This window comes from Microcoleus sp. MON1_C1 (assembly GCF_036701945.1).
Classification (GTDB): Bacteria; Cyanobacteriota; Cyanobacteriia; order Cyanobacteriales; family Microcoleaceae; genus Microcoleus.
In genome coordinates this window covers 97,567-124,488 of sequence record NZ_JAUBRO010000020.1, presented here as the reverse complement: position 1 = coordinate 124,488, position 26,922 = coordinate 97,567, and the positions used below count along the sequence as shown (strand labels likewise).

Genomic DNA, 26,922 nt, shown 5'->3' with positions numbered 1-26,922 from the left:
AGGAAGCTCTCTCTAAATTCACCAGAATTTCTACTCAGCTAACGCTGAGTAAATTTGTGCTTAGTCTAAACTCCAATGCAAGATTGTAGGCAGGATTAAGACTGATGTGCTTAGAGAATTAATTAGAAGCCTAAAGAAGAAAAAGCCGTCAAGCGAAGGACGGGGCTTCAACCCTCCGCTACGCTCCGCCCATTTTTTTTGTGATGACAGAACAGGAGAGGGAGAGAATGGCAAAGCGGGAGAAGATTTAACGCTTTTTTCAGCTCCGTTAAAGCTCAAGAGAGAAATGCGCGACAGCCTAGGCAAGTTAACAATTAAAAATTACCTAGTGGCATTGCTTTGAGATTTTACCCTCTAAATTTTAATTATATATTTTTAATTGCTAAAAGCCGAGCGAATGTATTCTTGCAGGGTGAGTCGGTAGTTTCCTGCAACGGCGGATTGAGGGTTCGCTGCTGTTAATGGCGGTAATATTTGGTTAGTGTTTTGTTGTGAAGGTTCGCACCTGACTAAAGCGACATCAAAGCGACAATAATTATTGGCTAAATCTGGATGAGTGCTTAAAAATATTTCGGCAGTTTGCCAAAGTTTGGCTTGTTTTGTGGTAGTAACAGCCAACATTCCACCAGCATCCCAATTTCCCCGGCGGCGAGTTTTTACCTCTACAAATGCTAATGTTTGGGAATGGGGAATGGGGAATGGGGAATGGGGAATGGGGAATGGGGAATTTTCGTTACCTCTGTTGATTTCGCTTTCTTCATCTCTTCCGAGTGCGATGATATCAATCTCTCCCCAGCGACACTGCCACTGGCGGTGCAAAATTTCCCAACCTTGCTGCTGCAACCAGTCGGCGACTAAGTTTTCTCCCAATGTGCCGATATCCCGAGAGTTTGGGGATTGGGGGGAATTGGAGTCAGCCGTCGCTAACGGGCGATCCCCTACGGGATAGCTACGCTTGACGCTCTTTCTGGTAGAATTCAATTCTGAACTGTCACGACTGCCCATTAGCTTGAACTTGTATGATGATTTCTCGAATTCGCCAACATCGCAAAAATATTTATACTTTCTTGCTGAGTTTTGTTATTTTAGCAGTAATTGCCGCTGGGGCGATCGGTATTAATCCCGCACCTGCTTTCGCTTTGGATCACGACAAAGAAATCCTAGTCGGCGCTGATTTTACTGGCCAAGTTCTGACTGACGACAGTTTTAATAAAGCCAATCTTCGCAACAGCAATTTTACCAATGCAGATTTGCGCGGCGTCAGCTTTTTTGCGGCCAATATGGAAGAAGCAAATTTAGAAGGCGCTAATTTCACGGGTGCTACTTTAGATTTAGCTCGCATGATGAAAGCGAATTTAACTAATGCTATCCTTGAGGGTGCTTTCGCTTACAATACCAGGCTGGAAGGAGCTATCATTGACGGTGCAGATTTTACGGATACACTGCTGCGAGACGATATGATAGAAAAACTTTGTAAAGTGGCAAAAGGTACTAATCCCGTGACGGGTAGAGATACTCGCGAAACTCTTTTTTGCGATTATTAAAAGGTTTGTTGAATAAAGGAATAAAGTCCTTAGTACAAACAGGTTTGTAGTAAGGACTTTATTACTTCTATCAGTTAAAACAATGTAACCGCAGGCAAGCTTCCAATCTCTATCGAACGAGTCATCCCCAATCTAAAATCTCAAATCTAAAATGGTATTAGCCCCAAGGCACAGATGTTAAATCGTAAAAATTAACTTGACGCAGCCGCTCTAATTCCTTGAGCCATTCTTGTTCGGCACAGAATAGTTGATGATATTCTATAGCCTCTTCGCCACTGCTAGCGGCCTTGGCTTTTTGCCACATATTGAGTGCAATCCGGCGACGCTTCATGCTGATAATTTGCTCGATACAGGCGAGGGCAGATCTAATTACTAGAGGTGCGCGATAAACGTTTCTTTCTGAGAACTCATTTAAGTGAAATAAATGCGAGATTTGATTGAGTTGATTCGGATATTCAATGAAGCTATCTTGCAATTTTAATATTAACTCTGAAGGAGCTACTTGTAAAGACATTTTGTGCAATATTTCTGAATTCACAATCTGATGCCACAAAAATCTGTGGTGAGAAAGGCTAAACTGCAGGTCTCTAGCTTCTATTGCTTCTCTGACATCTTGGCGATATTCGGGACAGTGCAAATAAATCTGCAATAATTGCGCTTCTGCTTCTTCTAAAAGACTGCGGGCTACGGCAGATAAGCTGGATTTTGAGTTTTTGTTTTCGCCGCTTGCACGCTGCTTTTTATATTGTTTGTTCGGCTTCAGCTTGTTTCTAATTAACAGGGGCATTGTTAAAGATTCGTCTTGACTTTGCCGCTTTGCCCAATCGCTGACTACTTGATTGAGCAAGTTTTCAGCGATCATTTTTGTGAGTCTAAAATCTCCTTTACTGAGAATTTCGGCGCACTTTTGCAGGTAATGTGCTAGCTGATTGTCGTCAGTGATATTGGTTAATAAATTAATGATTTTTTTTGTTACTTGCTGGGAAGTATCGGCTTGCTTCAAATCTTGATTGACGAGCATTTGTTGCAGTTGCCAGTCGATCCACAGCGGAGCATTTTCGAGCAATTCTCGATATTGTTCTGGGGAGTACGTTTTGAGGTATTCGTCGGCATCTTTGCCGTCGGGAATGTTGAGCACCCGCAGTTGCACTTCTCCTTGATAAGCGAGTTTTTCTATTTCTCCAATTGCGCGTTCTGCTGCTTGAGTTCCTGCTTTGTCGGCGTCGAAGTTGAGGATAATTTGTTTGGAGTCAGTGTACCGCAATAACTGCCGCACTTGGTTTAAACTTAAGGCTGTGCCGAGGGAAGCGACGGCGTTGGAGATGCCGGCGGCATGAAGTGCGATCGCATCAAAGTACCCTTCTACCACCACTGCGCGATCGGCTTTGCTAATGGCTGTTTTTGCTGTATCTAAGGCGAATAAAGTTTTGCCTTTGTCGAACAGTTCTGTTTCGGGAGAATTGAGGTATTTCGGCTGTTCGTCGCCGAGAGCTCTGCCGCCGAAACCGATGACTCTGCCTTGGGTGTCGCGAATGGGAATCATAATGCGATTGCGGAAGCGATCGTAATAACCGCTGCCTCCATTTTTTCGGGGTACAATTAATCCAGCTTGTTCGACTAACTGCGCCGGATAGTTTTTCTGTTCTACTAAATAACTGTAAAGTGCTTCCCAACCTTGGGGTGCATAACCTAATTGAAATTGTTGGATAGTTTCTTCGCTTAGCTGGCGCTCTGATTTGAGATATGCTAAGGGTTCTTCTCCTTGGGTTTGCCGCAAAGCGTGTTCGTAAAAGTTGGCTGTTAGTGCTGAGATTTCATAGAGTTGTTCCCGCAAAGAAATTTGGCGCTGCAATTCTTGTCGGTGTTCCGGTTCTACAGTTTTGACGGGGACTTGATAATTTTTAGCTAATTCTAATACTACTTCGCTGAAAGGGCGTTTCTCCAGTTCCATGAGAAACTTAAAAGCATTGCCGCCCGCACCGCAGCCGAAACAATAATACATTTGTTTGCCGGGACTGACGGTAAAGCTGGGAGATTTTTCATCGTGAAAAGGACACAAACCTACAAATTCTTTGCCGCGTTTTCGCAAGACGACGCGGCCGGAAATGACATCTACTATGTCGGCTCTTTGTTTAACTTCTTCGATTGTTTCTGGATGCAGCCGAGGAACTTGCATAGGGCGATTTTAGGGAAATTGAAAGTATAGCGGAAGGAAGAAGAAAGAAGGAAGAAGAAAGAAGGAGGAAGGAAGAAGGAAGAAGACCCTTCAGCTTTGCGATCGGATAAACAAAAGGAAGAAGGAAGAAAAGCCAGGGTTTTGGCAAGTGAGAAAGTGTTAATCGTCCTAGGGATTGCTATATGTTTATTGGGAGCTATCGCACTTTAGTAAAGCACAAAACTGACTTTCAGGACTTGCACATAAAAACTCAATCGTTCCGGTTTTTTGTACCATGGCTCCTCGCGGTTAATATGTGTTTTGTTAAAAAAACGGTTTCTCCGTAAGGCATAACTTTATTGTAAGATATTTACACTAACTGTAAGGAGCATCGAAAATAATGCGAATTTTAATGATGGGCGGTACTCGGTTTATCGGGGTTTATCTTACTAAGATTTTAGCAGCACAAGGGCATGAAGTGGTGTTGTTTAACCGGGGCAACAAGCCTGTACCGGTTGCGGGGGTAAAACAGATTCAGGGCGATCGCACAAATGTTGAACAATTGCAAGAAAAGTTATCGACGGTCGAGTTTGACGCTGTTTTTGACAACAACGGCCGCGAACTCAGCGATACAAAGCCTTTAGCTGAAATATTTAAAGGGCGGGTGCAGCACTTTGTTTACATGAGCTCTGCGGGGGTTTATTTGAAGTCGGATCAAATGCCTCATATCGAAGGGGACGCTACTGATCCTAAAAGCCGGCATTTGGGTAAATGCGAAACCGAAAATTACTTGGCCACATCGGGTTTGCCTTGGACTTCGATTCGCCCGACTTACATTTACGGCCCCCAAAATTATAACGATTTAGAGGCTTGGTTTTTCGATCGCATTGTGCGCGATCGACCGATTCCGATTCCCGGTAACGGAATGCACTTCACGCAGTTGGGGCACTGTCAGGATTTGGCTAAAGCAATGGCCGCGGTTTTGGGCAACTCTAGGGCGATCGGGCAAATTTACAACGTTTCGGGCGATCGATTTGTCACCTTTGACGGTTTAGCACGCGCCTGCATTCAAGCCGCAGGCAAATCTCCTGATGCTATTAAGATTGTACACTACGATCCGAAACAATTTGACTTCGGCAAAAAGAAAGCTTTTCCGATGCGATTGCAGCACTTTTTTGCTTCAGTTAATAAAGCTGTCACCGATCTTAACTGGCAGCCGGAATTTGACTTACTTTCTGGATTGAAAGATTCTTTTCAGAATGATTATGTAGTTTCGGGACGCGACAAAGCTGAGATAGATTTTTCAGTCGATGATGAAATTTTGAAATCGGTTCAAAGTTAAGTTAGAGTGGGAGCATCCCCATGCCAGCAAAAATCTAGAACCCCACCCTAACCCTCCCCTTACTAAGGGGAGGGAACAAGAAAGAAAGCAAATAGACTGTCACAGTAAAGTTCCCACCGGGCACCTTACATCAAAACCAAAGATAGCTACTTAGAGGTGATAGCAAAAATTCACAAAGGCACGTCTGTAATTAATTATTGAAATCCAACTTCTAAATCGGTAGGTGTTAGACCAGCTAGCCTTTGTACAATAAAGCAACAAATGAGGGAAATAAATTAATGATTGAAGGGTAGTGGTATTTCGTAAAGGACAGAGTAAAATACTCTATTTTGGAAGTCAGACTGGGTAAGACTCCTCGAAAGGTCGATTATTCTTCATCCTTTACGAAAAGACACTACCGATTGAAGAACTGCACAAGGGATTTCACCCTAAAAGTGATTTTATTGAAATTCAAACTCCCCAGTTGCGGTTCGACCAATTAAAAAATTTAGAGGGGTCATGTTAGAATTTGCAAATGCGGAAGATGTGACAGCTTGGTTGGAAGCTAATTCTCCAAAGGACTAGGAAATATTAGGTGAATTTCATGCTTGGAATAACACTCAGCAATCGCTACAGTATTATCCGTCACTTGGGAGGCGGCGGATTTGCTCAAACTTATTTAGCTGAAGATAAGCAGCTACCAGGCAATCACCTCTGCGTCGTCAAGCAGCTTAAACCTCAAGCAACTGATCCGCAAACTCTACAGGTAGCAAGACGTTTATTCGATACCGAAGCACAAGTTTTGTACAAATTGGGAAATCACGATCGCATTCCTCGACTTTTTGCTTTTTTTGAAGAGAATCAAGAGTTTTACCTAGTTCAAGAATTTATAGAAGGTCACGATTTAAGTCAAGAAATTACGCCCGCTTCTCCTGGAAATGCGGGAGTCATGCAGGAAGATCAAGTCATTTGTATATTGCAAGAACTTCTGGAAATTTTAGACTTTGTACACCAGCAAAATGTGATTCACCGCGATGTCAATCCTCGTAATATTCTCCGCCGAGATAGAGACGGAAAATTAGTTTTAATTGACTTCGGCGCCGTCAAAGAAATTACTACTCAAATCACCAATCCTCAGCCCAAGAATAGCTTGAGTGTGAGCATTGGTACTCCCGGTTATATGCCCAGCGAACAATCTCACGGCAACCCGAAACTCAGCAGCGATATCTATGCCGTAGGTGCGATCGCGATTCAGTTCCTCACTGGCATAAATCCTCACCAAATGCCAAAAAACCCCGATACAGAGGAAATTATATGGCAGGACAAAACATCAGTCAGTCCTGAATTTGCGAAGATTTTAGACAAGATGGTAAAGTACGATTTTCGGCAACGTTATTCTAGTGCCGGCGAAACGCTGCAAGCTATTAAAGAATTGAAAAATTCTTTCAGCGGTACAGTTCCTGTATTGCCTCCGGTTGCTGCTGCGAATAAGCCTGTAAAACCCCGAAAAAAACTGTATTTAAAAATATTGTCGATCGCCAGTTTAATTGGCATCAGTATTATAGCATCAATTTATGGTGTAAATACTTTTAATTCTGCCAATGCAACTGACCTGTACAACCGAGGCAATACTCTTTACAATTTAAGTCGATTTGAAGAAGCTCTGGCCGCTTACGAGCGAGCAATAAATCTCAGGCCGGACTACGCGGAAGTTTGGCAGGAAAAAGCCAAAACTTTATATAAATTGAAAAAATACCAAGAATCGCAGTTAGCTTATGATAAAGCCATAGAATTAAAGCCGGAATACTTAGAAGCTTGGACGGGACGGGGTTATGCTTTGGATAAGTTGCAACAGTCTCAAGAGGCGATCGCATCTTTTGATAACGCTTTGAAAATCCAGCCCGACTATGCAGCAGCGTGGGAAGGTAGAGGCGATGTTCTATTAGATTCGCAGCGGTACGAAGAAGCGATCGCTTCCTACGAAAAAGCCGTTGAATTTCAGCCTAACTTGTACCGTGCTTGGTACAATCGCGGACAAGCTTACCAAAAATTAAAACAGTACGATCGAGCCGTAGAATCATATCAAAAAGCAGTTGAAATCAAATTCGATAATTCTGAAGCGTGGTACAATTTAGGCAATGTTTTCCTCGAAGTAAACAAAAACAAAGAAGCTTTTGAAGCCTACGAAAAAGCCGTGCGGTTCCAGCCAAAATTTTATCAAGCCTGGTACAGTAAAGGCATCGCTTTGCTGAAAATGCGGAGGCATGAAGAAGCGGTAGAAGCTTACGAAAAAGCTGTTAAATTAAAACCGGATTATTATCAAGCGTGGTACAATTTAGGTTGGTCATATCACGAATTACGCAAGTACGAACAAGCAATTGAGTGTTACAACAGAGCCTTAGACTTAAACCCGAAAGAATATCAAGCGTGGTACAATAGAGGCAATGCCCAGTACAATTTGAAACGGTATGAAGATGCGATCGTCTCTTACAATGAAGCCGTTTATGTTAAGCAAGATTACTCCGAAGCCTGGTATAGTCGCGGTAATGCACTTGTGGCGGTAAAAAGATACGAAGATGCGATCGCCTCCTATGACAAAGCAATTCGCTACAAACCGGATTACGGAGCGGCAATGGAAGCAAAAAAGCGGGCAGAAAGTCAGCTAGGAAGCAGCCCGCTAGAATCCCAACCACAACAATAATTGTTATTAGTCCCCCTCTGCTAGGACGAGGGGCAAGTGTAGTAGCGATTTCAAGAGCCGAATGATCGTGGGGGTAGGTTATCTTTTAGCGAACAGCGGGAGCAATTACGGTAACTCGGCGACTGTCTACTAACATCGGCCAAAAACCTCGATCGCTCAATGTTTTTACCGCAGCAGTAGCGGCGTTTTGATCCGTTGTATAAGCGACGAATAAAAAGGGACGCTGGCCGTAGGAAGCTAACCCTACTTGCGTGCCTAATGCTTGCCTGACTTGGGCAGCTAATTCCGGTTGGTTGAAGTAATCTACTAACACTGCATAACCAGGGCCCAGGGGTTGGGGATTGAAGGCAAGATTGCCAGTTGAAGGATTGGTGATGGGTTCAGAACCTGGTGCTGGCTGAGGGTTGTAGACTGGCAAATTTTGGGTTAGTGCCGCTGCGGGCGATCGTACTACGTAAGCTTGCAATCCGACAACATCTTCGATGTATTTAACCCAATCGCTGGCGATTTGCGAGTCCCGAAAGCCACCAACTCGCGTCACCGTGTCATTGATGTACCGACAAACTGTGTTGTTAGTATTTCCAGGGAAAGAGCGTTTTGCTCTTTCTTGCTGTTCGGGTGTTGGGGTGACAATTAACAGTAGATATTCATCGGACTGGGGCGGTTGGCAGCTCGACTGAGCTTTAACAGAACTCGATAATATTGTCAATACCAAAAGGGCGATCGAAGTAGCAGAAAATAGGGGGATAGACAAAATATATTTGTACAATTTACCCCTAATTGTTGTTAGTTTTGTTATCGAATATTTGGCTACTTTTTTCATGCGGGCTGTAGGGATGCGAGGGCATCGGGAATAGTTGGTGATGGTGCTTGAAATTCACCTGTCAGTACATATTCTAATCGCAGTTTCAACCAGGTAATGAAGACAGGATCGGTAGAAATAATAGCGGCGGCTGGCTGAGGGCATTTTGCTTTAACTTCTGCCATTGTCGGTGCTTCTAGGAAAGCCGGCTGTTTGACCAACCAGAAGTCTATTTGTTTTTCTTGTTCGTTGTAGTTGCGAGTTCTTTCTTTAAACACTTCATCTAGGGCTTCTTCTTCTAGCAAAAAGCGTTGGCTGGCTAAAACGTAGTAGTAGGTTTGCATTTTTCTCGGTTGTTAGAGGTTGACGGTTAGCGGTTAATGCCGCCTGTACCGGCCAGTTTTGCTGGTCAGGGGCGGGTTTGCCTAGTTGCGGTCGTTCGAGAGTTCTAGACTCTTGTGCCGTTTACTTTACCTTATTTGCTGTCATCTTGGGTAGATGCAGAGCAAGTCGCCTCAGAAAAATTGTTGGTGGTGAGAGTTGGGGGAGGTGTGAGAGTTGCGAGAGTTGCGGGTTTTTTGGGGATTGGGGCGATTATTTTTCGGGCTGGTGATTTTCGGGAAAATTTAGGTGACAATAGGAAATTAGATGGAATTGCACGTTTAATAATGGCCAATTATTGAGGCAATCTGGGGGCGGTTAAACCTGATTGGGAGTGGTTTGCATATGAAAACACTTCGGACAGTTTGTGATTGGGAACCCTAAAAAAAGGCTTTCATGGTGATCAATGTGCTCGCGGGAAAATCACGGGTTTGTGGCTACTACCTAAAAACTGTCCTAACTATTGTATTAAAAATGTAAAATGTGTGGATTGATTTCCTCTCGCCGGAATAGCCATCGCCCCGCTGGCACTTCCCCCATCCACCAAAAGCGATCGCCCTCCGCCCCTGCTCAAATAAGCTCCACAAATCAGCTAAATTTGTTGCCCACGTACTGCAGCTAAAGGCTAAACTAATCTAAGTTTTACCATAAAATTTTCTCCCCTTCATGAACATCGCTTATTTAGTCAACCAATATCCCAAAGTCAGCCACAGCTTTGTCCGCAGAGAAGTGCTAGCCGTTGAAAATTGCGGCATGAAAGTCGCACGTTATTCTATCCGATCCTGCGAGTCTGAACTCGTTGATGGGGCCGACAAACTAGAGCAAGAAGTGACTAAAGTAATCTTAGGAGTTGGTGTACAGGGGTTAGCGTGGGGTTTGCTGCGCGTTGCCGCAACTAGACCCATTCGATTCATCGAAGCTGTGCGGTTAATGTTCAAAGTTGGCTGGCACTCGGAACGGGGGATTTTGCTGCATCTAGCTTATTTAGCAGAAGCTTGCATTCTTTTAAATTGGTTTGCAGAATCCGGTACAGCACACGTTCACGCTCACTTCGGGACAAATTCGACAACAGTCGCAATGCTGTGCCGCGTGCTTGGCGGCCCCACTTACAGTTTCACCGTTCACGGCCCTGAAGAATTTGATAAAGCGACACTTCTTTCCTTAGACGAAAAAATTAAGCGATCGACCTTTGTAGCAGCAGTTAGTTCCTTCGGTAAAAGTCAGCTTTTTCGGTGGTGCGATCGCACTTTTTGGTCAAAAATTCACGTTATACACTGCGGTGTAGATGCTGCATTTTTAGCTGCACCCTACGTCCCCATACCCGCAGCACCCCGCTTAGCTTGCATTGGGAGGCTCAGCGAACAAAAAGGTCATTTGTTATTGCTAGAAGCTGCTAACTTGCTAGCAGTTCAAGGCTTAGAGTTTAAGTTGGTACTCGTAGGAGACGGGCCGCTGCGATCGGATATTGAACAGCAGATTCTGCAACTCGGCCTGCAAAATCATATAGAAATTACCGGCTGGGCCAGTGGCGATCGAGTTCAGCAAGAGATTTTAGCTTCACGGGCAATGGTATTGCCGAGTTTTGCTGAAGGTTTGCCCGTCGTAATTATGGAAGCCCTCGCTCTCAATCGGCCCGTAATTAGCACTTATGTTGCTGGCATCCCGGAGCTCGTAGAACCCGGTGTTTGCGGTTGGTTAGTTCCTCCCGGTTCCCCAGAAGCATTAGCCGTAGCGATGCGCGCGGTATTGGAAGCACCTTTAGAAAAGCTAGAACAAATGGGGAAAACAGGAGCCGAGAGAGTTGCTCAACAACACAATGTTGATTTAGAGGGAAAAAAATTAGTCGCGCTGTTTGAGAAAGCTGTTGAGCCTTGATCAAAGAAGTTTCGCTAACGCCCTTGATGACGGAAATACTTTGAGTGCACTCCTGAGCGGGCTGGGTGCGCACTGCGCACCTTACTCCAAACGCAGCAATCTAACTATAACAGGACTTACGCAGGCCTACTATATAGTGCAGAAAAAATCTGGTGATCGCCGACGGTTTCAAATGGTGAGCGAAGCGACAAAACGGTAAATTAATTGAATTAATTTACTAAATAATTAAACAAGCTTCATCTTCACGCAAAGGATGTTTAAGCTCTTGAAGGAGGTAGTCCGCCAATCAAGTCAGCTTTTAAATGCTACACAGTTTTAGATACTAAATTACCCATATTTTAAGGAAGTTCCAAACTAATAAAGCACAAGCAATATGATTTTATTGAACTCTCGCTTGACGACATTGACCAGATTATAGACCCGTTATCGGTTGTTTGATACTGTTAGGCTCGATCGTGTTTTTCAAGCTTTTTTGAGGTTGAGCAGTTCAAAACCTGATCTACTAAGCTTTTTAATTGGCTTGTCACCCCGTCAGGGCAATTATCCAATGAGCGAGTGGGAGTGCTCGGAATGCGACGCCAGGGGGCGATGGACGAGAATTGCCGAATGGGGAGTGAGGCGCGATTCTTCCTGTCCCTCAAATGAGTGACACTCAAAGATGCGACTGGTCGATCCGGTATAGCGTTGCTTAGAATGGCGTCAAGAACAGAGAAAAATCACGAGACTCAGAGCCTATTTATCAGGAGGCAATGTGACAATTCTGACCGTATATAGCTTTTGTCTTATTCAAGGTATCTAAAGGAGCGTTGAAAATGTGGGTATTCGATCCAACCGCAAAATTAACTGATTTTGAGCGTGTTTCTGGGCTGAAGGACTTATGGAGTTCATTCATCAATGATCTGTACGAAAGGAATCTCTATGGTGATGCGCTAACAGAATTGCAAAGATGGGGAAGTTCTGACAGTGATTTGCGCGTATACAATCCAGCCTCAAGGCCTATTCTGTCCTCTTCAGAACTTAAGAATGTTATTTGGTCAGCACTCCCAACAAGTTTTGATGAGCAATTCAACAAGACAGATGAGAAATTTACCTATCTCGATCAACGGCAACGTTTCCCGAATGACCCATCCGTTATTACCCGAATTCAAGATGAATACTGCGAATGGGTTGTCAAACGTAACACCGACAACAAGATTACAGAAGTTATCTTCACGAGTGAGCCTCCAGAATATTACCATTTCATGTTCTACACTTCACAGGAATCACGCGAGCTATTAGTAGATGTCTATCGGGAGATCACTGGAATTCCATCAATCACAATTGATGATTTAGTTGACAGCAGTGGTGAATACGACTGGTACAACCGTTACAACAACGAATTTGCTGTACACATGCAGCAACCGAACAATACGCTTGGCGCACAGGTAAATATTGTGTCACGGTCTTGTATTTTGCGAGTTAATCGTCTTGGCAATCCTATTACAGATGCACAAGGACTTATTCGCTGTGGTCGGTATGGTGATGAAGCACGTCAGAGCGATCCGAGTATTGGAGATGCTATCAATCAGTTTTCGGGGGAAAACCGCTTTATTACTATTGAGAATCCAGTGGGATTGTATATGAGTGATGTTGATTGGAGCGGTTGGGAAACTCCTGATGCAACTCCAGCCGATGCCTTCTGGACAGTGTTACGAGGCTCACAGGATGCTGATCCAAACAAATCCTATATTGTTCGTGCTGTGTATGCAGTACCTGAGACCAAGGACTACACAGTTTCGGATATCAAGATTGGTGGCGAGCAAATCGAATTTGGTGCCCAGATTGCAGCTCGTATCAATGTGCGTGTCGGAGTTTTGGTAAGTGACCCCCAACAAATTCCGTTGCCGCGAGCGATCGGTTGCACGGGTACACCCCCATTTCCATTACCAGCTCCTGTAGCTGTAACTCCTTCAAGTGCAGTAACTGGGCTTAGTGGTATGTCTAGCCGCATGAATACAAACAGAACACGAGGAGAAATGTAATGCTTGAAGAGCCAGTCTTAGATCTTGACGACATCCAAGGCAATGTCCTGCCAGGCTTTAAGAAGGATAGCCAACACTTCTTGTTCCTTCAAATTGTTGATCCAGAGCCAGCACGACTGTGGCTCAAGGCACTCGCTCCACGGCTGTGGTCTGCCACAGAGGTTCTTGCTGCTCACAGTATGTGGAAGGCGATGCGCTTGAAATTGGGGCACGAACCCGACAATCTTGACTTCTTGTTTCTCAACTGTGCAATTTCAGCACAAGGACTGGCGAAGCTGGGTGTACCAGGTATCGAGGAGTTCGACGATAAAGCTTTCAAACTAGGGCTTGAGGAGAGAGCAGCCTCCATTGGCGACCAGCCTAGGGGTAGTGGTGAACCAGGAGCACCAGAAACTTGGATCTTCGGAGCTGGTTCTCGTCGTCCAGATGTACTTCTCATTCTGGCATCTGATAATCTTGATTGGGCGGTGAGAGCTGAAGAGGAACTCATCACTTCCGCAGAACAGCAGGGACTACAGCGAATTCATGTTGATCAAGGTCGAGTACGACCTGGTGCACTGGCTGGGCATGAACACTTCGGCTTCAAGGATGGCGTTTCGCATCCAGCAATTAGAGGGCGCAAATCCATTGCACCAGACGATTTTATTGAACCACGAACATGGCCAGAAGATTCAGGATTCGATATCTACCGTAGTAGATTTGCTGCACCTGGTCGTCCTCTAGTATGGCCAGGTCATTTCTTGTTTGGCTACTTGAGACAGTTTAAAGATAAGCCAGAATCGAGTCGTCCAAATTCTGAGCCTCCTGGGCCAGCTTGGGCAGTGAATGGCTCGTTCTTAGTCTATCGGAGATTATCTCAGAACGTACAGGGGTTTCATACATTCCTTGCTGAAGCATCTGAAACTCTACGTCAAAATGGTTTTGATCCAGACCTCTCTCCAGAGCGACTTGGTGCGTTGCTTGTCGGTCGATGGGCATCTGGATGGCCAGTAATGCGTGATCCCAAGGTTGATCGTAGAGAACAAGAATTAGGTGAGAACTATTTCACCTTTACTGAAGCAACGACTGTATCATTACCGAACGATCCACATCCGCTCAACCTACCCGATCCAAGTGGACTAATCTGTCCTTTCGCAGCACACATTCGCAAGGTAAATCCGAGGGATGATGCCACAGATATTGGTCCAAAGGAGCGAACTTTTCAGAAATTACTCCTTCGACGCGGTATTACCTTTGGAGCAGAAATAGAAGATCAACCTCAAGCTGAGAGGGGTCTTTTGTTTGTCGCGTTCCAAACATCAATTGTTGACCAGTTCGAGTTTTTAATGAATGACTGGGTAAATGAGGCAAATAAGCCCCATGCTAATGGAGGCGTAGATCCGATCATCAGTGCTGCACGTAATACTAAAATTTCTTTGGTAAATGGCACTAAGAGCTCTGACGTGCCAATTCCGGGTGGGTGGGTAGTAGCAACGGGGGGCGAATATATGTTTGCTCCAGGAATCCGTTTTTTTTCAAATGTCCTGTAATCTGAAATTCCCCCTGCGGGGAAACTTCAGTTTAAGGAATAGGAACAGACCGCAATAATCGATCGACAATTGCCTTAGCCCTCCTTCCCCCCGCCGGAATCAAACGGTGAGACAGTACGTGCGGCGCCACATACTTAACATCATCATCAGTAGCAAAATCCCGGCCCTCCATAAATGCCAAAGCCTGGGACGCCCGGTGCAAAGCCACCGCACCGCGGGGACTCACCCCCAGAGTAATCTCCTCATCTTCCCGCGTCGATCGCACCAAATCTACAATATACTGTTTCAACGAGCCTTCCACCTTCACAGCAGCGCACAACCGACGCAATTCCTGCACTTCTTCCAAAGAAATACAAGGCTGCAAATCTTCAACAGCAAAAGTATCAGAAAGCCGTTCCAACATTTGCAACTCTTCCAACGCAGCGGGATACCCCAAAGTCAAAGACAAAGTAAACCGATCCATCTGGGCTTCCGGTAGCGGAAAAGTGCCTTGATATTCGATCGGGTTCTGAGTCGCAATCACAAAAAACGGCGTCGGAACCTTTCGAGAAACTCCATCTACTGTCACCTGCTTTTCTTCCATCACTTCCAGCAAAGCTGACTGAGTTCGCGGCGTCGCCCGATTGATTTCATCGGCAAGCAAAACATTAGCAAAAACTGGCCCGGGCAAAAACTCAAACTCTCCGCTGCGCGGATTCCAAATATTAGTACCGGTGACATCCGTCGGTAACAAATCGGGAGTGCACTGAATCCGCTGAAACTTCCCATCGATCGATCGCGCCAAAGACTTCGCCAGCAGCGTTTTTCCCACACCGGGCACGTCTTCCAGCAGCGCGTGCCCCCCCGAAAGCACGGCTACCAGCACCAAGCGAATAGCATCCGCTTTGCCGACCATAGTTTTGCCTAGATTTTGTTTGAGTCGCTCAATATGTTGTCTCATATCCCTGATTGCTAATTGCTAATTGCTAATTGTGAATCAAACATCAAATTGCCAAAATCTTGAGTCTTTGCCTTGCGGACTGCGGATTTGTACAACTAGAATTTAGTCTGACTCATCTTGCACCATTTTTAAAACCGATCGCCCGTTCTAGATCACATAATTATTAGACTTTAGCAGTTAATACGCTTCTAGCAATATCGCAATCTGCCTGAATTTGAGTTTTGAGAGCATCCAGAGAAGCGAATTTTTGTTCGGGTCGCAAAAACTCTACCAAACTCGCGCTCAAGGTTTGACCGTACAAATCCCCAGACCAATCTAACAGGTGAACTTCCACAGTGGGTTGCAGCCCGTCTACCGTCGGGCGACAGCCAACATTCATCACCCCATTGACAAAAGATAAATTTGATGCTGCGCCGGGAATTAGAGATTTGGGATTTTCCCGCTGATAGGAAGAACTTTCCTCTTTCATCTTTTCCCATCCATGCTTCAGCGAGACTCGCACCGCGTACACGCCAAAACGTGGCAAAAATTTTTCCGGCGGCAGTTCGATGTTGGCAGTAGGAAATCCGATCGTCCTACCCAGCCGCTGTCCGCCAACCACAGTCCCGACTAAACTGTAAGGTCGCCCCAGCAACTGATTCGCTCTTGTGAGGTCGCCGGATGCCAGACCTTCGCGGATTGCAGAACTGCTGATCCGATCGCCCTCACCGCAATTGTGCAGCGGTACAAGAGCAACATCAATACCGTAACCCGAGGCGATCGACTGTAAATCCACAGCCGTTCCAGCGCGTCCCCGTCCAAACCGAAAATCAATCCCCACACTAATTCGACTCGCTTTTAGTTGCCGCACCAAAATTTCCTCGACAAACTCACAAGCAGTCAAAGCCGCCAATTCTCGATCGAACGGCAGCAGCACAAGTTGCTCGACGCCCATTGCTGCGAGCAATTCTACCTTTTCTGCCAGAGGCGTCAGCAGTTTTTTCTGTTGACCAGTAAAGAATTCTTGCGGGTGCGGATCGAATGTCACCACAGTGCCGTAAAGCCGATCGACCCCATCAGAATCGCGACCAGAGAGGCTGTTGCCGTCGGCCCTAGGGCCTATCAAACCCTCGAAATTATGGCTGCTGCCAGCTCGATCGGGCGGTGCTGCTGAGTCGTTGTAGCAGGTCGCCGGAGGTTCGCTTTCCAAATTTTCATCTCTGCCAGCGTTGGAGCGCAAGTTTTGCCCCGACGCAAGAATCGTCGCAGAATTTTGCTCAGGCGATCGATTTAAAATTGGCTGCACGACTTGTCGATGCCCTAGGTGCAAACCATCAAAGTTTCCCAAGGCAACAGAAGTAGGAGTCAGAGCAGCGGTACAAGAAGAAGTTACCCACACGCTTAAAATTTTGACATACTTAGCCAGATTGCGATCGCCAGTCGATGTTAGATTTTAGATTTTAGATTTTAGAATTGACTCCCCAGAAAAATCTGGAAGCTTGAACTAGGGTCTAAACTTTGTGGTTTTCCACGACAGCAGTACGTGGCACGGTATCCGTCCTTGAGTGAGGTCAGCCCTCGCTTAAATTTCAGATTTCACAGATCATCGAGATTTCAGAACCATCTGACAAGCTCAAATCCCTCAGACAGACACTTGAGGCGCTTGCACCGACGCTTCAGACAAATCGTTATCAGGAGGCAGCAATTGTAACGACAAACCTTCCCGCGCCATCAAACTATTCGGGAACCTTTGAGCCACTTGTTCTCCCACCCTGTCTAAAAACTCGTCATTGTGCAGCGGGTCGTGGTGAAAAATCACCAACTTTTTGACATTAGCAGCCTTTGCCACCTTCACCGCTTCCTGCCAAGTCGAATGTCCCCAGCCGACCTTGCTGCTTTTCTCCGCATAATACTCCTCATCGGTATAAGTAGCGTCGTAGATCAGCACGTCAGCATCCTTAGCCAAATACACCACATTTTCGTCTAAACGATCGGGAAAATGTTCGGTATCAGTCACGTAAGCAGCCGAATACCCCCGCCAGTTTACGCGGTAGCCTATAGCTTCCCCCGGATGGTTCAACAAAGCAGTTTCCACCTTAATATCTCCGATTTCCAGCGGTTGGCCCACTTCTATATCGTTAAATTTCAGGTCTGCCCCCATAATTTGCAGGGGCACCGGAAAATTGGGGTGCAGCATCTGGTCGTGGAGCCGCTGCTGGATAGTAGCCTTATTAGGAGCAATAGCCCCATAGATGTGAAAACAATTGCCCGGAATAAAAGCTGGGACAAAAAATGGGAATCCTTGAATGTGATCCCAGTGAGAGTGAGTAAAAAACATATGAGCTTTTACGGGCATCTGGGAAAGGAGAGTTTGTCCCAAAACCCGCAATCCAGTACCACCATCGAAAATTAGGCGACTGTCACCCACTCGCATTTCTACACAGGGCGTGTTGCCCCCGTAACGTACTGTTTCTGCCCCGGGAGACGCTATGCTACCTCTAACGCCCCAGAAGTGAACCGTGAATTGGTTTTGCATACTAGACATGGGTTTTCTTGCAAGATTGTTCCGGCGAGTTATCGGTAAGGTGTTTACATATTAGTCAGGGCTTTACCATCAAACCCAAGTTCTTTGACGGTCGAGTTCCCCACTTGTTGGAAGTGCCCAGAGTCTCGCTCATCGCGAGAATGCAAAACTGTTGGGCTTGACAACTGAGCAATAAATTACAAGGTAGACTAATCAAGTCTCGATCGTAACTATTCTTTTCCTCTCTCCACTAGCCTAACCTTCGCAGACACACTTTGGGGCCGCAGTTCTGTATGAGTTTGGTCAAAAGCCGCTGTTTTTCCAGCCTCCGCACTTGCCGAACACGATCGCGCGGTCGGTTGCTTGCCTTGCTGCGTTACGGGTTTGAACCCGGATGAGGGCCTTCCTGCTATCTAGTCGGGTTGAGGGACCATAATATGCAGGTGGCGGGGCTGTTTTACCCCGATATCTGGCGGATCTTGCCGATCGGGCGTAAAGGCGCCTCTACAATAATGACGGTTAATTTACCCGACTTGAGATGCTCCCGCCATTTAACCCCTGCCCATGAGCATCAGGGACTCCTTTTTACCAGAACCCGGTTGAATTAACTCAACTCCCATTAATTCAAAAATCTTAGCAGTTTAAGAAGGCTTCTGCTATTAATTATCAACCAATACTGTCTGGATTCTCGACCCGCCCAGAGGCTGCGGTTCGTCCCGCTAGCGGTCAAGCTGAACCCAGCCTCATCTGACACCGGGGTAGCAGCGAGAACCCGGGCCTGGGGACAAAAGGCTAAATTTTCGTCGTGCATTTCTTGGCGGACGAATTGAATCACTCAAAATTCACCTATTTTCTGAGTTAAATTAAAAAAATTAGTTTTTTTGCTGCCATCAGGTTAACTCCGAGCGACCTTCTGTCTCAAGAGTGATGCAAAAATATTTGCTGTTAACCTGTGGTGCTTTTCTCAAAAATTTTCAATAGCTCTATTTTTGGTAATGATTTCTCGGAATTCGGCGCCGTAGCGGTACTCGCCACGGGTTGAAATTTCCGGTATCATAGAGTCTTAGACTCTTGTTTGCCGAGAATCTAAATCAGTGCTAAAAACGCCTGGATAACTTTAAGTTATTTTTCAAAAAAGTCAGTATGAATCAAGTTAAAAAAACTACAACCAAGCTGAATAGATCGCCTGTGAAAGTGTCCGATCGCACTTTGGAACTCGGTAATCTCCCCTTGAGCGACCTGTCTGTAGAAAGGACTGATGGTCAAGCTTTGAGCCAATTTAGTTCGGACGATCGCCCGCCGGGAACCCCAACAGCCACAGGCCGGACTGCCGAAACAATGCGCCGGAGGGCAGATGGCAAGAGCGATCCGGCCCGATCGCCTGTGGTTTCTACTGCGTTTCTCAAGTGGCTGCTAGAGAGTTTGACTCGAACAAAAGGTTGGCTGGCAGTTGTCACCCTGGCAGCAGTTTGGGGGTGGTGGAACAGTGAGTTACTGTTTTCCACAGGCCTGGGGATAGCAGCGATGATGCTGGTTTACCGAGGGCAGTCGTGGGACTGGCAATTGCTGCGAGCAAAAGGCGAGCAATTTTGGGAGGGCCCGAACCGCCGATTTGTTTTAGCGGTGGGTACGGGCGGCATTGCTACCTTGGGCGCTTACATGAGTTTTGCGATTTGGGCAGACTCCGAGAGCCACTGGATGGCTTTGAACCTGATTTTGCAGAATTTGGGCACGATCGCTATTGCAGGGCTGTTGCTGCGGCAAGGGTTGAGTCTGGGGGCCGCAAAAGATGAAGTGGCGCTCGATCGCATCTTGGCGGATTTGACTGATGCTGACCCCGTGAAGCGTTTAATTGCAGTGCGGCAAATGACCGATTTGGTGAATCAGGGTGGGTTTGGCCCTGTGAGCTCTGTCAAAAGTTCGATCGCCCGTTCCCGCGCTGCCGAGTGCTTTCGACTGATGCTGAGTCGGGAACCAGAAGCTTTAGTCCGCAATGCCCTTCTCGAAGGTTTGCAGACTTGGGACGCTACTTATGGCTTTGCTCTAAAATCCAAAAATCAAGTCATCGACTACTAGCTGACCGTCAAAAGCGTAAAAAGTAATTCGATGAATATTCGGAGCTTTTACGCGCAGGGGAGCTCTAGGGGCGATCGGAGAATTAGACCCGACTAGATTGGGCGCCGGCATTTCATCCTGAACAATTGCGTTGCCGTCAATGTCACAAGCAGATAAAACAGTTCGTCGCGAACTGGTGACCAGTCCTGACACGCTGCGAACTGGATACTTAAAACTTACTTCTATCAGTCCGCTTTTGGGGGCCCCCATTAACACTGTTGCCGCAGATCCCGTAAAAAATGCTGGGTTTGAAGGTTGGATGGCGACGGCATTGCTAAAAGTCACCCCCCAATGTGCAAACTGGTGTTCTACTACTTCAAAGCATTTCAAGTCTTCTAAAGCTACGCGGACGATCGCCGGTACCGTGGCGCGCGATCGCACCTCTGACCCTGCGCCTGAGCGTTCTGGAATGGCAACAAAAGACTTTTTGCCGTTTAAATCCATGCTTCGACAGGCTGTATCAAATTCTGCAAACCCGTCAGATTGAAGACTTTTCGCATCAACCATAAAACCCTCGCGATCCCGTTTCCTGAGCAGTTGCATTTTTAGTAGACCTCCCTGAGATTAGTTGTTTCTTGTGTTTTGGAATTGATAACGGCGAGGCCCGTGATTGCCAAACCTGCAATTAGGAATCGAAACCCCATCGCCCGCCCTCCAACAAAGACTTTCGACCTCAAAAGCCACTGCTCCGCAAAATATCGTGATTAATGATTTGTGATTGGCGAGCGTCGGCCAACCTGCCTCCTGCCTGAAAGCGAGTTCTAATACTCTTCCTTTCCGAGCGTCTGCTTTCCGGCTTGGCGAACAGACTCTCTTTCGTTGAGGGGTCTTACCCATCATTTTGCTATTATCTCCGATCGGCGGTAGTTTGCAAGGCTAAGGATAACTACACCGGCGAATTGCCCAAATCGCAAAACTTACTTGCTGTCTGTAGTTTCACGCTTCACCTGTACTAAAATAGATTTAAATCATTACTCAATCTTTACAAAAACGCCACCAGCTTTGCAAGTTTTTTAAACAAAGACGGGGCGGCTCAAAAGAATCTAAAATATAACAGCGATTGAGGTTAATTTATGCTTGTGCCCCTCGGCTTCGGTCAGCGCTCAATAGTTACTTCTCTCGGCAGAATGGTTTACTACACTGCTGAAAAAATGCCTTGGATGGGGTTGCCGACCTCAACTTCGGAAAATCAACCCAACTTAGTATTTTTTCACGGTTTTGGTGGCGGGTCGAGTGCCTACGAATGGTCGAAAGTTTATCCGGCTTTTGCGGCAGAATATCGAATTTTAGCACCTGATTTAATCGGTTGGGGGCGATCGGAACATCCGGCAAGAAATTATCAGGTAGAAGATTATATCACAATTCTGATTGAATTTCTAGAAAAAACTTGCGGCAGTCCGACAGATGTGATTGCTTCTTCGCTGACAGGGGCGATCGCGATTCGAGCTGCGATCGCACGGCCGGATCTCTTTAAATCCCTGATTTTGACCATACCCAGCGGTTTGTCGGACTTCGGACAAGATTACGGCACCAGTTTCTTCGCTAAGCTAGTGGGTACGCCGATTTTAGACAAATTGCTCTACAGTACCGGCATCGCAACAGACGGCGGCATCCGTAGCTTCCTAGAACAGCGCCAATTTGCCGATTCCCGCCGCGTTTATCAAGAAATTGTTGATGCTTACCTCGCATCTGCTTTGGAACCAAATGCAGAATATGCCGCCCTGTCTTTTGTGCGGGGAGATTTGTGCTTTGATTTGTCGCTGTACATCACTCAGCTAACAACGCCGACCGCGATTATTTGGGGAGAAAAATCGCAGTTTACCGGGCCCGATATCGGCCAGCGGTTGGCCAACCTCAACCCCGAAGCAATCAAAGTTTTTCAACCTCTGGAAAATGTAGGTTTGACTCCGCAGTTAGAAATTCCCGCTGTTACGATTGGCTTAATTCGGCAATACTTAAAATTGCTTTCCGAAGGGTGAAGAAGTTCGGCAACGGATTTTTTAACGGATGCAAACGGATGTCACGGATAGAGGTTCCAGGTTCGAGGGAAGAAGGAAGATTAATTCCCCACTACCCAGAGATGTCAACTTAATCCTAAAGACCGCTGTATCTCTCGTTTATATCCAAGTCTATATCCCCCTAAATCCCCCTTAATAAGGGGGACTTTGACAATAATCTTGTCCCCCCCTTTCTTAAGGGGGGCTAGGGGGTATCTAGACTCTGCTAGAAGCGAGATTTATCATGAATTTTAGTCTGAATTTGACACCAATAACCACTGACAACTGTCAACTGACAACTGACTACTAATTATTCTTTGACTCGCACGTCGATAACGCTGGCGTTGAAAATGTACTTGCTGCCTTCAAGCTCTAACGTAGTACCAATTTTGACTTTCGTATTACCTAAAACCGGGCCATTTTCAGTAAGTTGACCTTTTCCCTCTAAGGTAAACATCATATTTTTGCTGAAGGATTCTTCTTCTCTGGGGTCGGGGAGAGCTTTCAGAGTGCCGTTGGGCTGAGGAACTGCTAGGGTTCTGGTGAGAGTTTTGACAGATTTGATGGTAATCTGACCGGAGGGTTGATTGCGGATCACCACATTGATTTTATCACCTGGTTTGAACAAATCTTGAACGTTTGTTCCTTTGAGACCGATCGCAATTGCATCAATTTCTACAGGTTTGACACTGGTGCCGACTTGAGCGACGGAACCGCCAGAAGTGCCGGGAAAGAAGAAGATTCCGACTGCAACTAGCAGTACGATTAGAACGGCACCTACGTCTAGGATGCTGAGTTTGCCGAACAGCCGGCCTTGAGAATCCAAAATTTTCATAAATCGCCTATTATACTGATAGCGACAGGAGTATGTTTACAAGCTCAGGACTTACGCAGACATCGATGAAAAACAGATGCTGCTATTGCTGAGCTACTGCTGCCAATGACATACTTTATTGATGTGTAAGTCCTGAAGCTAAAAGATATTACCACAACGATAGCCCAAAATCCGCATGACTGGGGCACTTAACCCAGAAGGCAGTTGACGGCGGTTGGTTGGCCTTGGCTCGATCGCCCAGAAGCTTGTGGCGCCGTTAAAAATTGACAAAAAGCTAGAATAGCAACTAAGCAGCCTCAAATTACGTCTGCCTATTTAGTGACTTTTCGAGTTTTTCCTCAAATTTTATCTAACTTCTGGCACCTATCACTCATGTTAAAAAGTTTTTGGTTGACTTGCCGGCGTACTTGTGGCCGGGGGATTTATCTGTTTCTGTCCCTGATGGTGGCTGCGGGTATCTGGGTGGTTTCCCCGGAACCGACTCAAGCATTTTCGTTGCCCGAACTGATTTTTCGAGGCATTCAAGTTATTCAATTGTCGAATATGTCCGATCGCCAAGAGGTGGCTATTGGCAGACAAATTAATCAGCAGTTAACGAACAGCCAGTTTAAGATTGACCGCGATCGGGACACTACAGAATATATCAACCGCATCGGTCAACGACTCGCTCAAGAAAGCACTCGCCCGAATATTCCTTATACTTTTCAAGTGATTGACGACGACACGATTAATGCTTTTGCAACTATGGGCGGTTTTGTTTATGTGAATAAAGGCTTGATGGCAGCGGCGGACAATGAGGCAGAATTGGCAAGTGTGATCGCCCACGAAATCGCTCACATTAATGCTCGCCACGCGATTCAACAAATGCGTCAAATGGCGATAGCTTCAGGTGTAGCTTCCGCAACTGGGCTCGATCGATCTCAGGCGGTTCAGATTGGGGTGGAATTGGCTTTGCGGCGCCCCCACAGTCGCCAAGCTGAGTATGAAGCCGATCAGTTGGGATTGCAAACTATGGGGCGAGCAGGCTACGCTCAATCTGGGATGGTTGATTTTATGAAAAAGTTGCTCGACAAACCTTCTCCTCCTAGCATTTTGAGCACTCACCCGGCTACTGGCGATCGTATTGCTGCTATTTCGCAGGCTATAGATCCGGATCTTGCTAGCGGTGAAGGTTTGAATAATGAGGATTACAGGCTAGAAATCCGCAGGCTTTTAGGTTCGTAGCAAACGTAAATCAGTCAGGCACTCTCTTATTTTCTCTTCTCTTCCCTTCTCTTTTCTTACTTCGCGATCTTCCCGTCTTCGCGGTTCGTTAAAAAATAAATCCAGTTACTAAGGTATGTCAGCACCAAGTTAATTTCGATTTAAGAGATCGGACTTAAGCTGACATACCCTACAACGAAAACTTGATTTAACACTGCTGTTGAACAACAGAATCGATCGCAGGTTTCGGGGGTGCAATCGGCTGCGGCTTCAATTGCCTGACAACTTCGTCAAACGGCAAAATTCGGACTTGATTGTTAAATACATTTACTTGATAAACTCTGCGGTAGCTGAGGTCAAATCCTGTCAGCCAGCCGCTTTTGGGGTGATAAGCACCCGTGTCAATGTCCAACCACCCTTCGCCCCTGACTAATTCGCCCGGTCTGACCCCATGAAAGGTAAAGGTGATCGTGTGACCGGTGATAATTAATTTATTGGGAAAATAGGGTTTCGACATGGTGTGAAATTCCCTGCGAATCCAACACAGTTGTTCGATCGACTGTTCCTCGATCGACAGATGGGGGTCAACGCCGGCGTGAACCAGCCAGATGTCCCCTAAGTCCCGGTGCGTGGGGAGCGATCGCAGCCACTCTAAGTGTTTGTACGGCATCATCCCTGTATCTCTGTAGCTCGCTACTGTCGCATCCCCGCCACTGTAGAGCCAAGATTGCCACGCTCGCATATCCATCGGTGTCCCCGACAAAGCTTCCAGCATGAGTTGTTCGTGGTTGCCCAACAGAGTTTGGTAGGGGCTTTGCTGCACAAAATCTAATACCTGAGCGCTTTTGGGACCACGATCGATTAAGTCTCCCAAAAAATAGACGCGATCGTTCAAGCTGGGGGCAAGTGCCTCTAGCAGGGTCATTAAGCCATCGTAATGCCCGTGTACGTCCCCGATAACAATGCGCCGATGCTCCATTGTGTTTATCCGCTTCCCTGACTCAAAAGCCCCATCTCTACCTTATAGCATCTGATTTTGCTGCTATTTGCCTCTCCTCTTTTACGGTGGAGGGGTGTCACCCATTATACTGCTTTGTATAAAGATTCTGTAAAGCTCGCCAGTACCTGTTTGCGTAGCTACTGATAGAAACAGAGGCAAGCTGTTAATTGTGCTTCTGCAACTGCTGTTAGTGAGGCAAAGCTGTGAGTTATTTCACGCTTTAGGGTGCTTCAGCGATTAGGCGACGGATTAAGTCGAAAATAATCCTAGCTGACACACCCTAAAATACGATCGAGCCTTAACGATTGTCACTGAGTCAAAGCTTTGAGGAATGTCTGGAGTTCTGCCAAAAAACCTTTCTTTTTTACAGGTTTGGCAGGTGTGGTGGAGTCAGGATCGTCGGTTCCGAGAGCTTTGGCTAAAATCCGCTCTAAATCGTCTCCGACTGGTTTTTGGGCGGTTTCAGAAATTAGTTCGTATTCGTTGTTTGTTTCCAGCCACACTTGCCACGATTGGGGGTAGCAGCGGAATAAAGCAGCAGTGTCTAGGGGTCTGATGTAGTAGCAGGATTCAATTTTGCTGAGGAATCGATCGCGCAATTGGCGGCCCGCATAGCCTATACCTATGGTGGCAACATCTTCCAGGCGCGGGTTGAGTAGAATTACTGGGCGACCGGCCGCAGCTATGTAAAGTTGTTCGACTTGTGCCACTTCTACGGCTGCGGGATTGATCAAAAGGAAAAGTTGATCTTCCGGTGCTATTTTATCTTCAACAGGGCTGCGACTGCTACCCAAATCACTGACTTTAAACGGTGTTTCTCCCCAGTCGCGGCGCGCGAGGGCTGCCGCACCGGCGTCGGGAAAAAAGACTTTTACTCCGGGGTAGATTTCTTCAAATTCTGGGAGGAATTGTTCGGTGATAGACTGTGCTTGCAGGGCGATTTCTGGAAATACTAATTCGACTTGCAGTAGAGTTTTGCCGTCCGAGAGGGCAGCGGCGGTGGCAATGCGGGATTGGGCGATCGCCTCGTTGAGATCCTTGGGCAGTTCTGTCATTAATCTTATTGTTTTTACTCGACTTCTCTCAATCTAATTTTACCTGAGATATTGCACTATTCTCAATTACCTATTTAGGAACAGGCAAGATGCCTGTTCCACAAGAAAATTTACTCTTTGTGGAACAGGCATCTTGCCTGTTCTTGAGAATGGTACAAGATGTAAGTTTGACCGCACTAAGCGACAAAAGCTAACACCGACACAGGCGAGCCGGAACCTCCCAAAAGACGCAAGATTCCGATAACTAAAGTGATGTTAGCCACAGGTAACAAGTCGAGATTTGCTAGATTTTCCAGCACTATTCGCTGCTTTTCCAATACCAATTTGTTAACCGCAAAACTTTCATCTCGCCCGGTATCGACTCCGTGGGTGTCGGTTCCAATTCCCGCGATAGAGCGTTCTTCTAGCAAAAATAGAGTGGCTGCTTTGCCAAATCCGGGAAAGTGGCAAATTCCGCGATCGTCTCGGTTAAAAAATGCTCCCTGATTATCCCATTTTTCTTGCCAGCCAGTATACAATAAAACTAGATTTCCGGGTTCTATAAGTTTGTGCTGCCGTTCCCAAGTCAATATATCATCTATTGTTAAAGTGTAGTCGGGATTGGCAAGACTTTGCTCTCGGATGTCGATCGCAATTGCGGGGGAAACTAACGACTGCGGGGAATAACTATCAATGCTGGCGCCTCCTGCATAAAAGCTGTTGGGTGCGTTGATGTGAGTGCCGCTGTGTTCTCCCATTGAGAATTTTCGCAGGAAATACCCGTCTGTTTCTATTTGAGATACTGTGGCAATTTCTGTGGCTGGATCTCCTGGCCAAATGGGAATATTTGGATGAATTGCATGGGTTAAGTCTATAATTTGGCTGTAGGCGATCGTTTTTAAGTTATTTGAGTTGAAGTTGTTGGTCATCAGGTTAAATATATCTATTATTTATTAAACACAGTTG

General features: G+C 46.2%; 22 protein-coding genes. 10 read left to right on the top strand and 12 right to left on the bottom strand.

Annotated elements, in window-relative coordinates; genetic code table 11:
* Positions 1–375: 375 nt before the first annotated feature.
* Complete coding sequence (locus QUA62_RS13680) at positions 376–1,005, bottom strand: YraN family protein (RefSeq protein ID WP_333404672.1); 630 nt, start codon at positions 1,003–1,005, stop codon at positions 376–378.
* 14 nt (positions 1,006–1,019) lie between these two features.
* Between QUA62_RS13680 and QUA62_RS13675 the strand changes: the two genes are divergently transcribed.
* Positions 1,020–1,544 carry a pentapeptide repeat-containing protein gene (locus tag QUA62_RS13675; RefSeq protein ID WP_190738822.1) on the top strand — a complete coding sequence of 175 codons (525 nt, stop codon included), beginning with the start codon at positions 1,020–1,022 and terminating at the stop codon, positions 1,542–1,544.
* Positions 1,545–1,701: 157 nt separating this feature from the next.
* On the opposite strand, the gene dnaG is transcribed toward QUA62_RS13675, so the two are convergent.
* Positions 1,702–3,720, bottom strand: a complete 2,019-nt coding sequence (gene dnaG, locus QUA62_RS13670; protein ID WP_333404670.1) for a DNA primase — start codon at positions 3,718–3,720, stop codon at positions 1,702–1,704.
* 379 nt (positions 3,721–4,099) lie between these two features.
* Here dnaG and QUA62_RS13665 point away from each other — a divergent pair, with 379 nt between their 5' ends.
* Positions 4,100–5,041, top strand: coding sequence for an NAD-dependent epimerase/dehydratase family protein (locus QUA62_RS13665; RefSeq protein ID WP_333404668.1), 942 nt, complete (start codon positions 4,100–4,102; stop codon positions 5,039–5,041).
* Positions 5,042–5,624: 583 nt separating this feature from the next.
* Complete coding sequence (locus tag QUA62_RS13660; protein WP_333404666.1) at positions 5,625–7,721, top strand: tetratricopeptide repeat protein; 2,097 nt, start codon at positions 5,625–5,627, stop codon at positions 7,719–7,721.
* Positions 7,722–7,806: 85 nt separating this feature from the next.
* Here the strand turns inward: QUA62_RS13660 and QUA62_RS13655 are convergent, their stop codons facing one another.
* Positions 7,807–8,475 (bottom strand): hypothetical protein, encoded by a 669-nt coding sequence (locus QUA62_RS13655; RefSeq protein ID WP_333404664.1) that lies wholly within the window; start codon positions 8,473–8,475, stop codon positions 7,807–7,809.
* A 65-nt stretch (positions 8,476–8,540) separates the two neighbouring features.
* On the bottom strand, positions 8,541–8,867 hold the full coding sequence (locus QUA62_RS13650; protein WP_190656658.1) for an MgPME-cyclase complex family protein: 327 nt from the start codon (positions 8,865–8,867) through the stop codon (positions 8,541–8,543).
* Between the two features lie 114 nt (positions 8,868–8,981).
* Here QUA62_RS13650 and QUA62_RS13645 point away from each other — a divergent pair, with 114 nt between their 5' ends.
* The 4 genes from QUA62_RS13645 (at position 8,982) to QUA62_RS13630 (ending at position 14,329) form a co-directional block, all read left to right on the top strand.
* Positions 8,982–9,206: a hypothetical protein gene (locus tag QUA62_RS13645; protein ID WP_333404662.1), complete on the top strand. Its 225-nt coding sequence runs from the start codon at positions 8,982–8,984 to the stop codon at positions 9,204–9,206.
* A 364-nt stretch (positions 9,207–9,570) separates the two neighbouring features.
* Positions 9,571–10,779, top strand: a complete 1,209-nt coding sequence (locus QUA62_RS13640) for a glycosyltransferase (RefSeq protein ID WP_333404660.1) — start codon at positions 9,571–9,573, stop codon at positions 10,777–10,779.
* Between the two features lie 812 nt (positions 10,780–11,591).
* Positions 11,592–12,800 (top strand): hypothetical protein, encoded by a 1,209-nt coding sequence (locus QUA62_RS13635; RefSeq protein WP_333404658.1) that lies wholly within the window; start codon positions 11,592–11,594, stop codon positions 12,798–12,800.
* The gene (locus QUA62_RS13630) at positions 12,800–14,329 is read left to right on the top strand and encodes a Dyp-type peroxidase (protein ID WP_333404656.1); all 1,530 of its coding nucleotides are present in this window, start codon (positions 12,800–12,802) and stop codon (positions 14,327–14,329) included. Before QUA62_RS13635 ends, QUA62_RS13630 begins: the two co-directional genes overlap by 1 nt.
* 31 nt (positions 14,330–14,360) lie before the next feature.
* On the opposite strand, the gene QUA62_RS13625 is transcribed toward QUA62_RS13630, so the two are convergent.
* The 3 genes from QUA62_RS13625 to QUA62_RS13615 all read right to left on the bottom strand — a co-directional run bounded on the left by QUA62_RS13625 (position 14,361) and on the right by QUA62_RS13615 (position 17,793).
* Positions 14,361–15,269 (bottom strand): MoxR family ATPase, encoded by a 909-nt coding sequence (locus tag QUA62_RS13625; RefSeq protein ID WP_333404654.1) that lies wholly within the window; start codon positions 15,267–15,269, stop codon positions 14,361–14,363.
* Positions 15,270–15,432: 163 nt separating this feature from the next.
* On the bottom strand, positions 15,433–16,647 hold the full coding sequence (locus QUA62_RS13620; RefSeq protein ID WP_333404652.1) for a bifunctional riboflavin kinase/FAD synthetase: 1,215 nt from the start codon (positions 16,645–16,647) through the stop codon (positions 15,433–15,435).
* A gap of 243 nt (positions 16,648–16,890) precedes the next feature.
* Complete coding sequence (locus QUA62_RS13615) at positions 16,891–17,793, bottom strand: MBL fold metallo-hydrolase (RefSeq protein ID WP_333404650.1); 903 nt, start codon at positions 17,791–17,793, stop codon at positions 16,891–16,893.
* Between the two features lie 1,122 nt (positions 17,794–18,915).
* Here QUA62_RS13615 and QUA62_RS13610 point away from each other — a divergent pair.
* Positions 18,916–19,848, top strand: a complete 933-nt coding sequence (locus tag QUA62_RS13610) for a hypothetical protein (RefSeq protein WP_333404648.1) — start codon at positions 18,916–18,918, stop codon at positions 19,846–19,848.
* Here QUA62_RS13610 and QUA62_RS13605 read toward each other — a convergent pair.
* The gene (locus QUA62_RS13605) at positions 19,816–20,430 is read right to left on the bottom strand and encodes a hypothetical protein (protein WP_333404646.1); all 615 of its coding nucleotides are present in this window, start codon (positions 20,428–20,430) and stop codon (positions 19,816–19,818) included. The genes QUA62_RS13610 and QUA62_RS13605 overlap by 33 nt on opposite strands.
* 530 nt (positions 20,431–20,960) lie before the next feature.
* On the opposite strand from QUA62_RS13605, the gene QUA62_RS13600 reads away from it, so the two are divergent.
* Complete coding sequence (locus QUA62_RS13600; RefSeq protein ID WP_333404644.1) at positions 20,961–21,866, top strand: alpha/beta hydrolase; 906 nt, start codon at positions 20,961–20,963, stop codon at positions 21,864–21,866.
* 328 nt (positions 21,867–22,194) lie between these two features.
* On the opposite strand, the gene QUA62_RS13595 is transcribed toward QUA62_RS13600, so the two are convergent.
* Positions 22,195–22,719: a DUF4330 domain-containing protein gene (locus QUA62_RS13595; RefSeq protein ID WP_333286546.1), complete on the bottom strand. Its 525-nt coding sequence runs from the start codon at positions 22,717–22,719 to the stop codon at positions 22,195–22,197.
* Positions 22,720–23,091: 372 nt separating this feature from the next.
* On the opposite strand from QUA62_RS13595, the gene QUA62_RS13590 reads away from it, so the two are divergent.
* Positions 23,092–23,943: a M48 family metallopeptidase gene (locus QUA62_RS13590; protein WP_190660841.1), complete on the top strand. Its 852-nt coding sequence runs from the start codon at positions 23,092–23,094 to the stop codon at positions 23,941–23,943.
* A 187-nt stretch (positions 23,944–24,130) separates the two neighbouring features.
* On the opposite strand, the gene QUA62_RS13585 is transcribed toward QUA62_RS13590, so the two are convergent.
* From QUA62_RS13585 to QUA62_RS13575, 3 genes are all read right to left on the bottom strand, one after another.
* Positions 24,131–24,901: a metallophosphoesterase family protein gene (locus tag QUA62_RS13585; protein WP_190660839.1), complete on the bottom strand. Its 771-nt coding sequence runs from the start codon at positions 24,899–24,901 to the stop codon at positions 24,131–24,133.
* A gap of 329 nt (positions 24,902–25,230) precedes the next feature.
* A complete protein-coding gene (locus QUA62_RS13580; RefSeq protein WP_333404642.1) occupies positions 25,231–25,977 on the bottom strand; it encodes a DUF1995 family protein in 747 nt (248 codons plus the stop codon).
* A 176-nt stretch (positions 25,978–26,153) separates the two neighbouring features.
* A complete protein-coding gene (locus QUA62_RS13575) occupies positions 26,154–26,885 on the bottom strand; it encodes a cyclase family protein (protein WP_333404640.1) in 732 nt (243 codons plus the stop codon).
* Between the last annotated feature and the right edge of the window lie 37 nt (positions 26,886–26,922).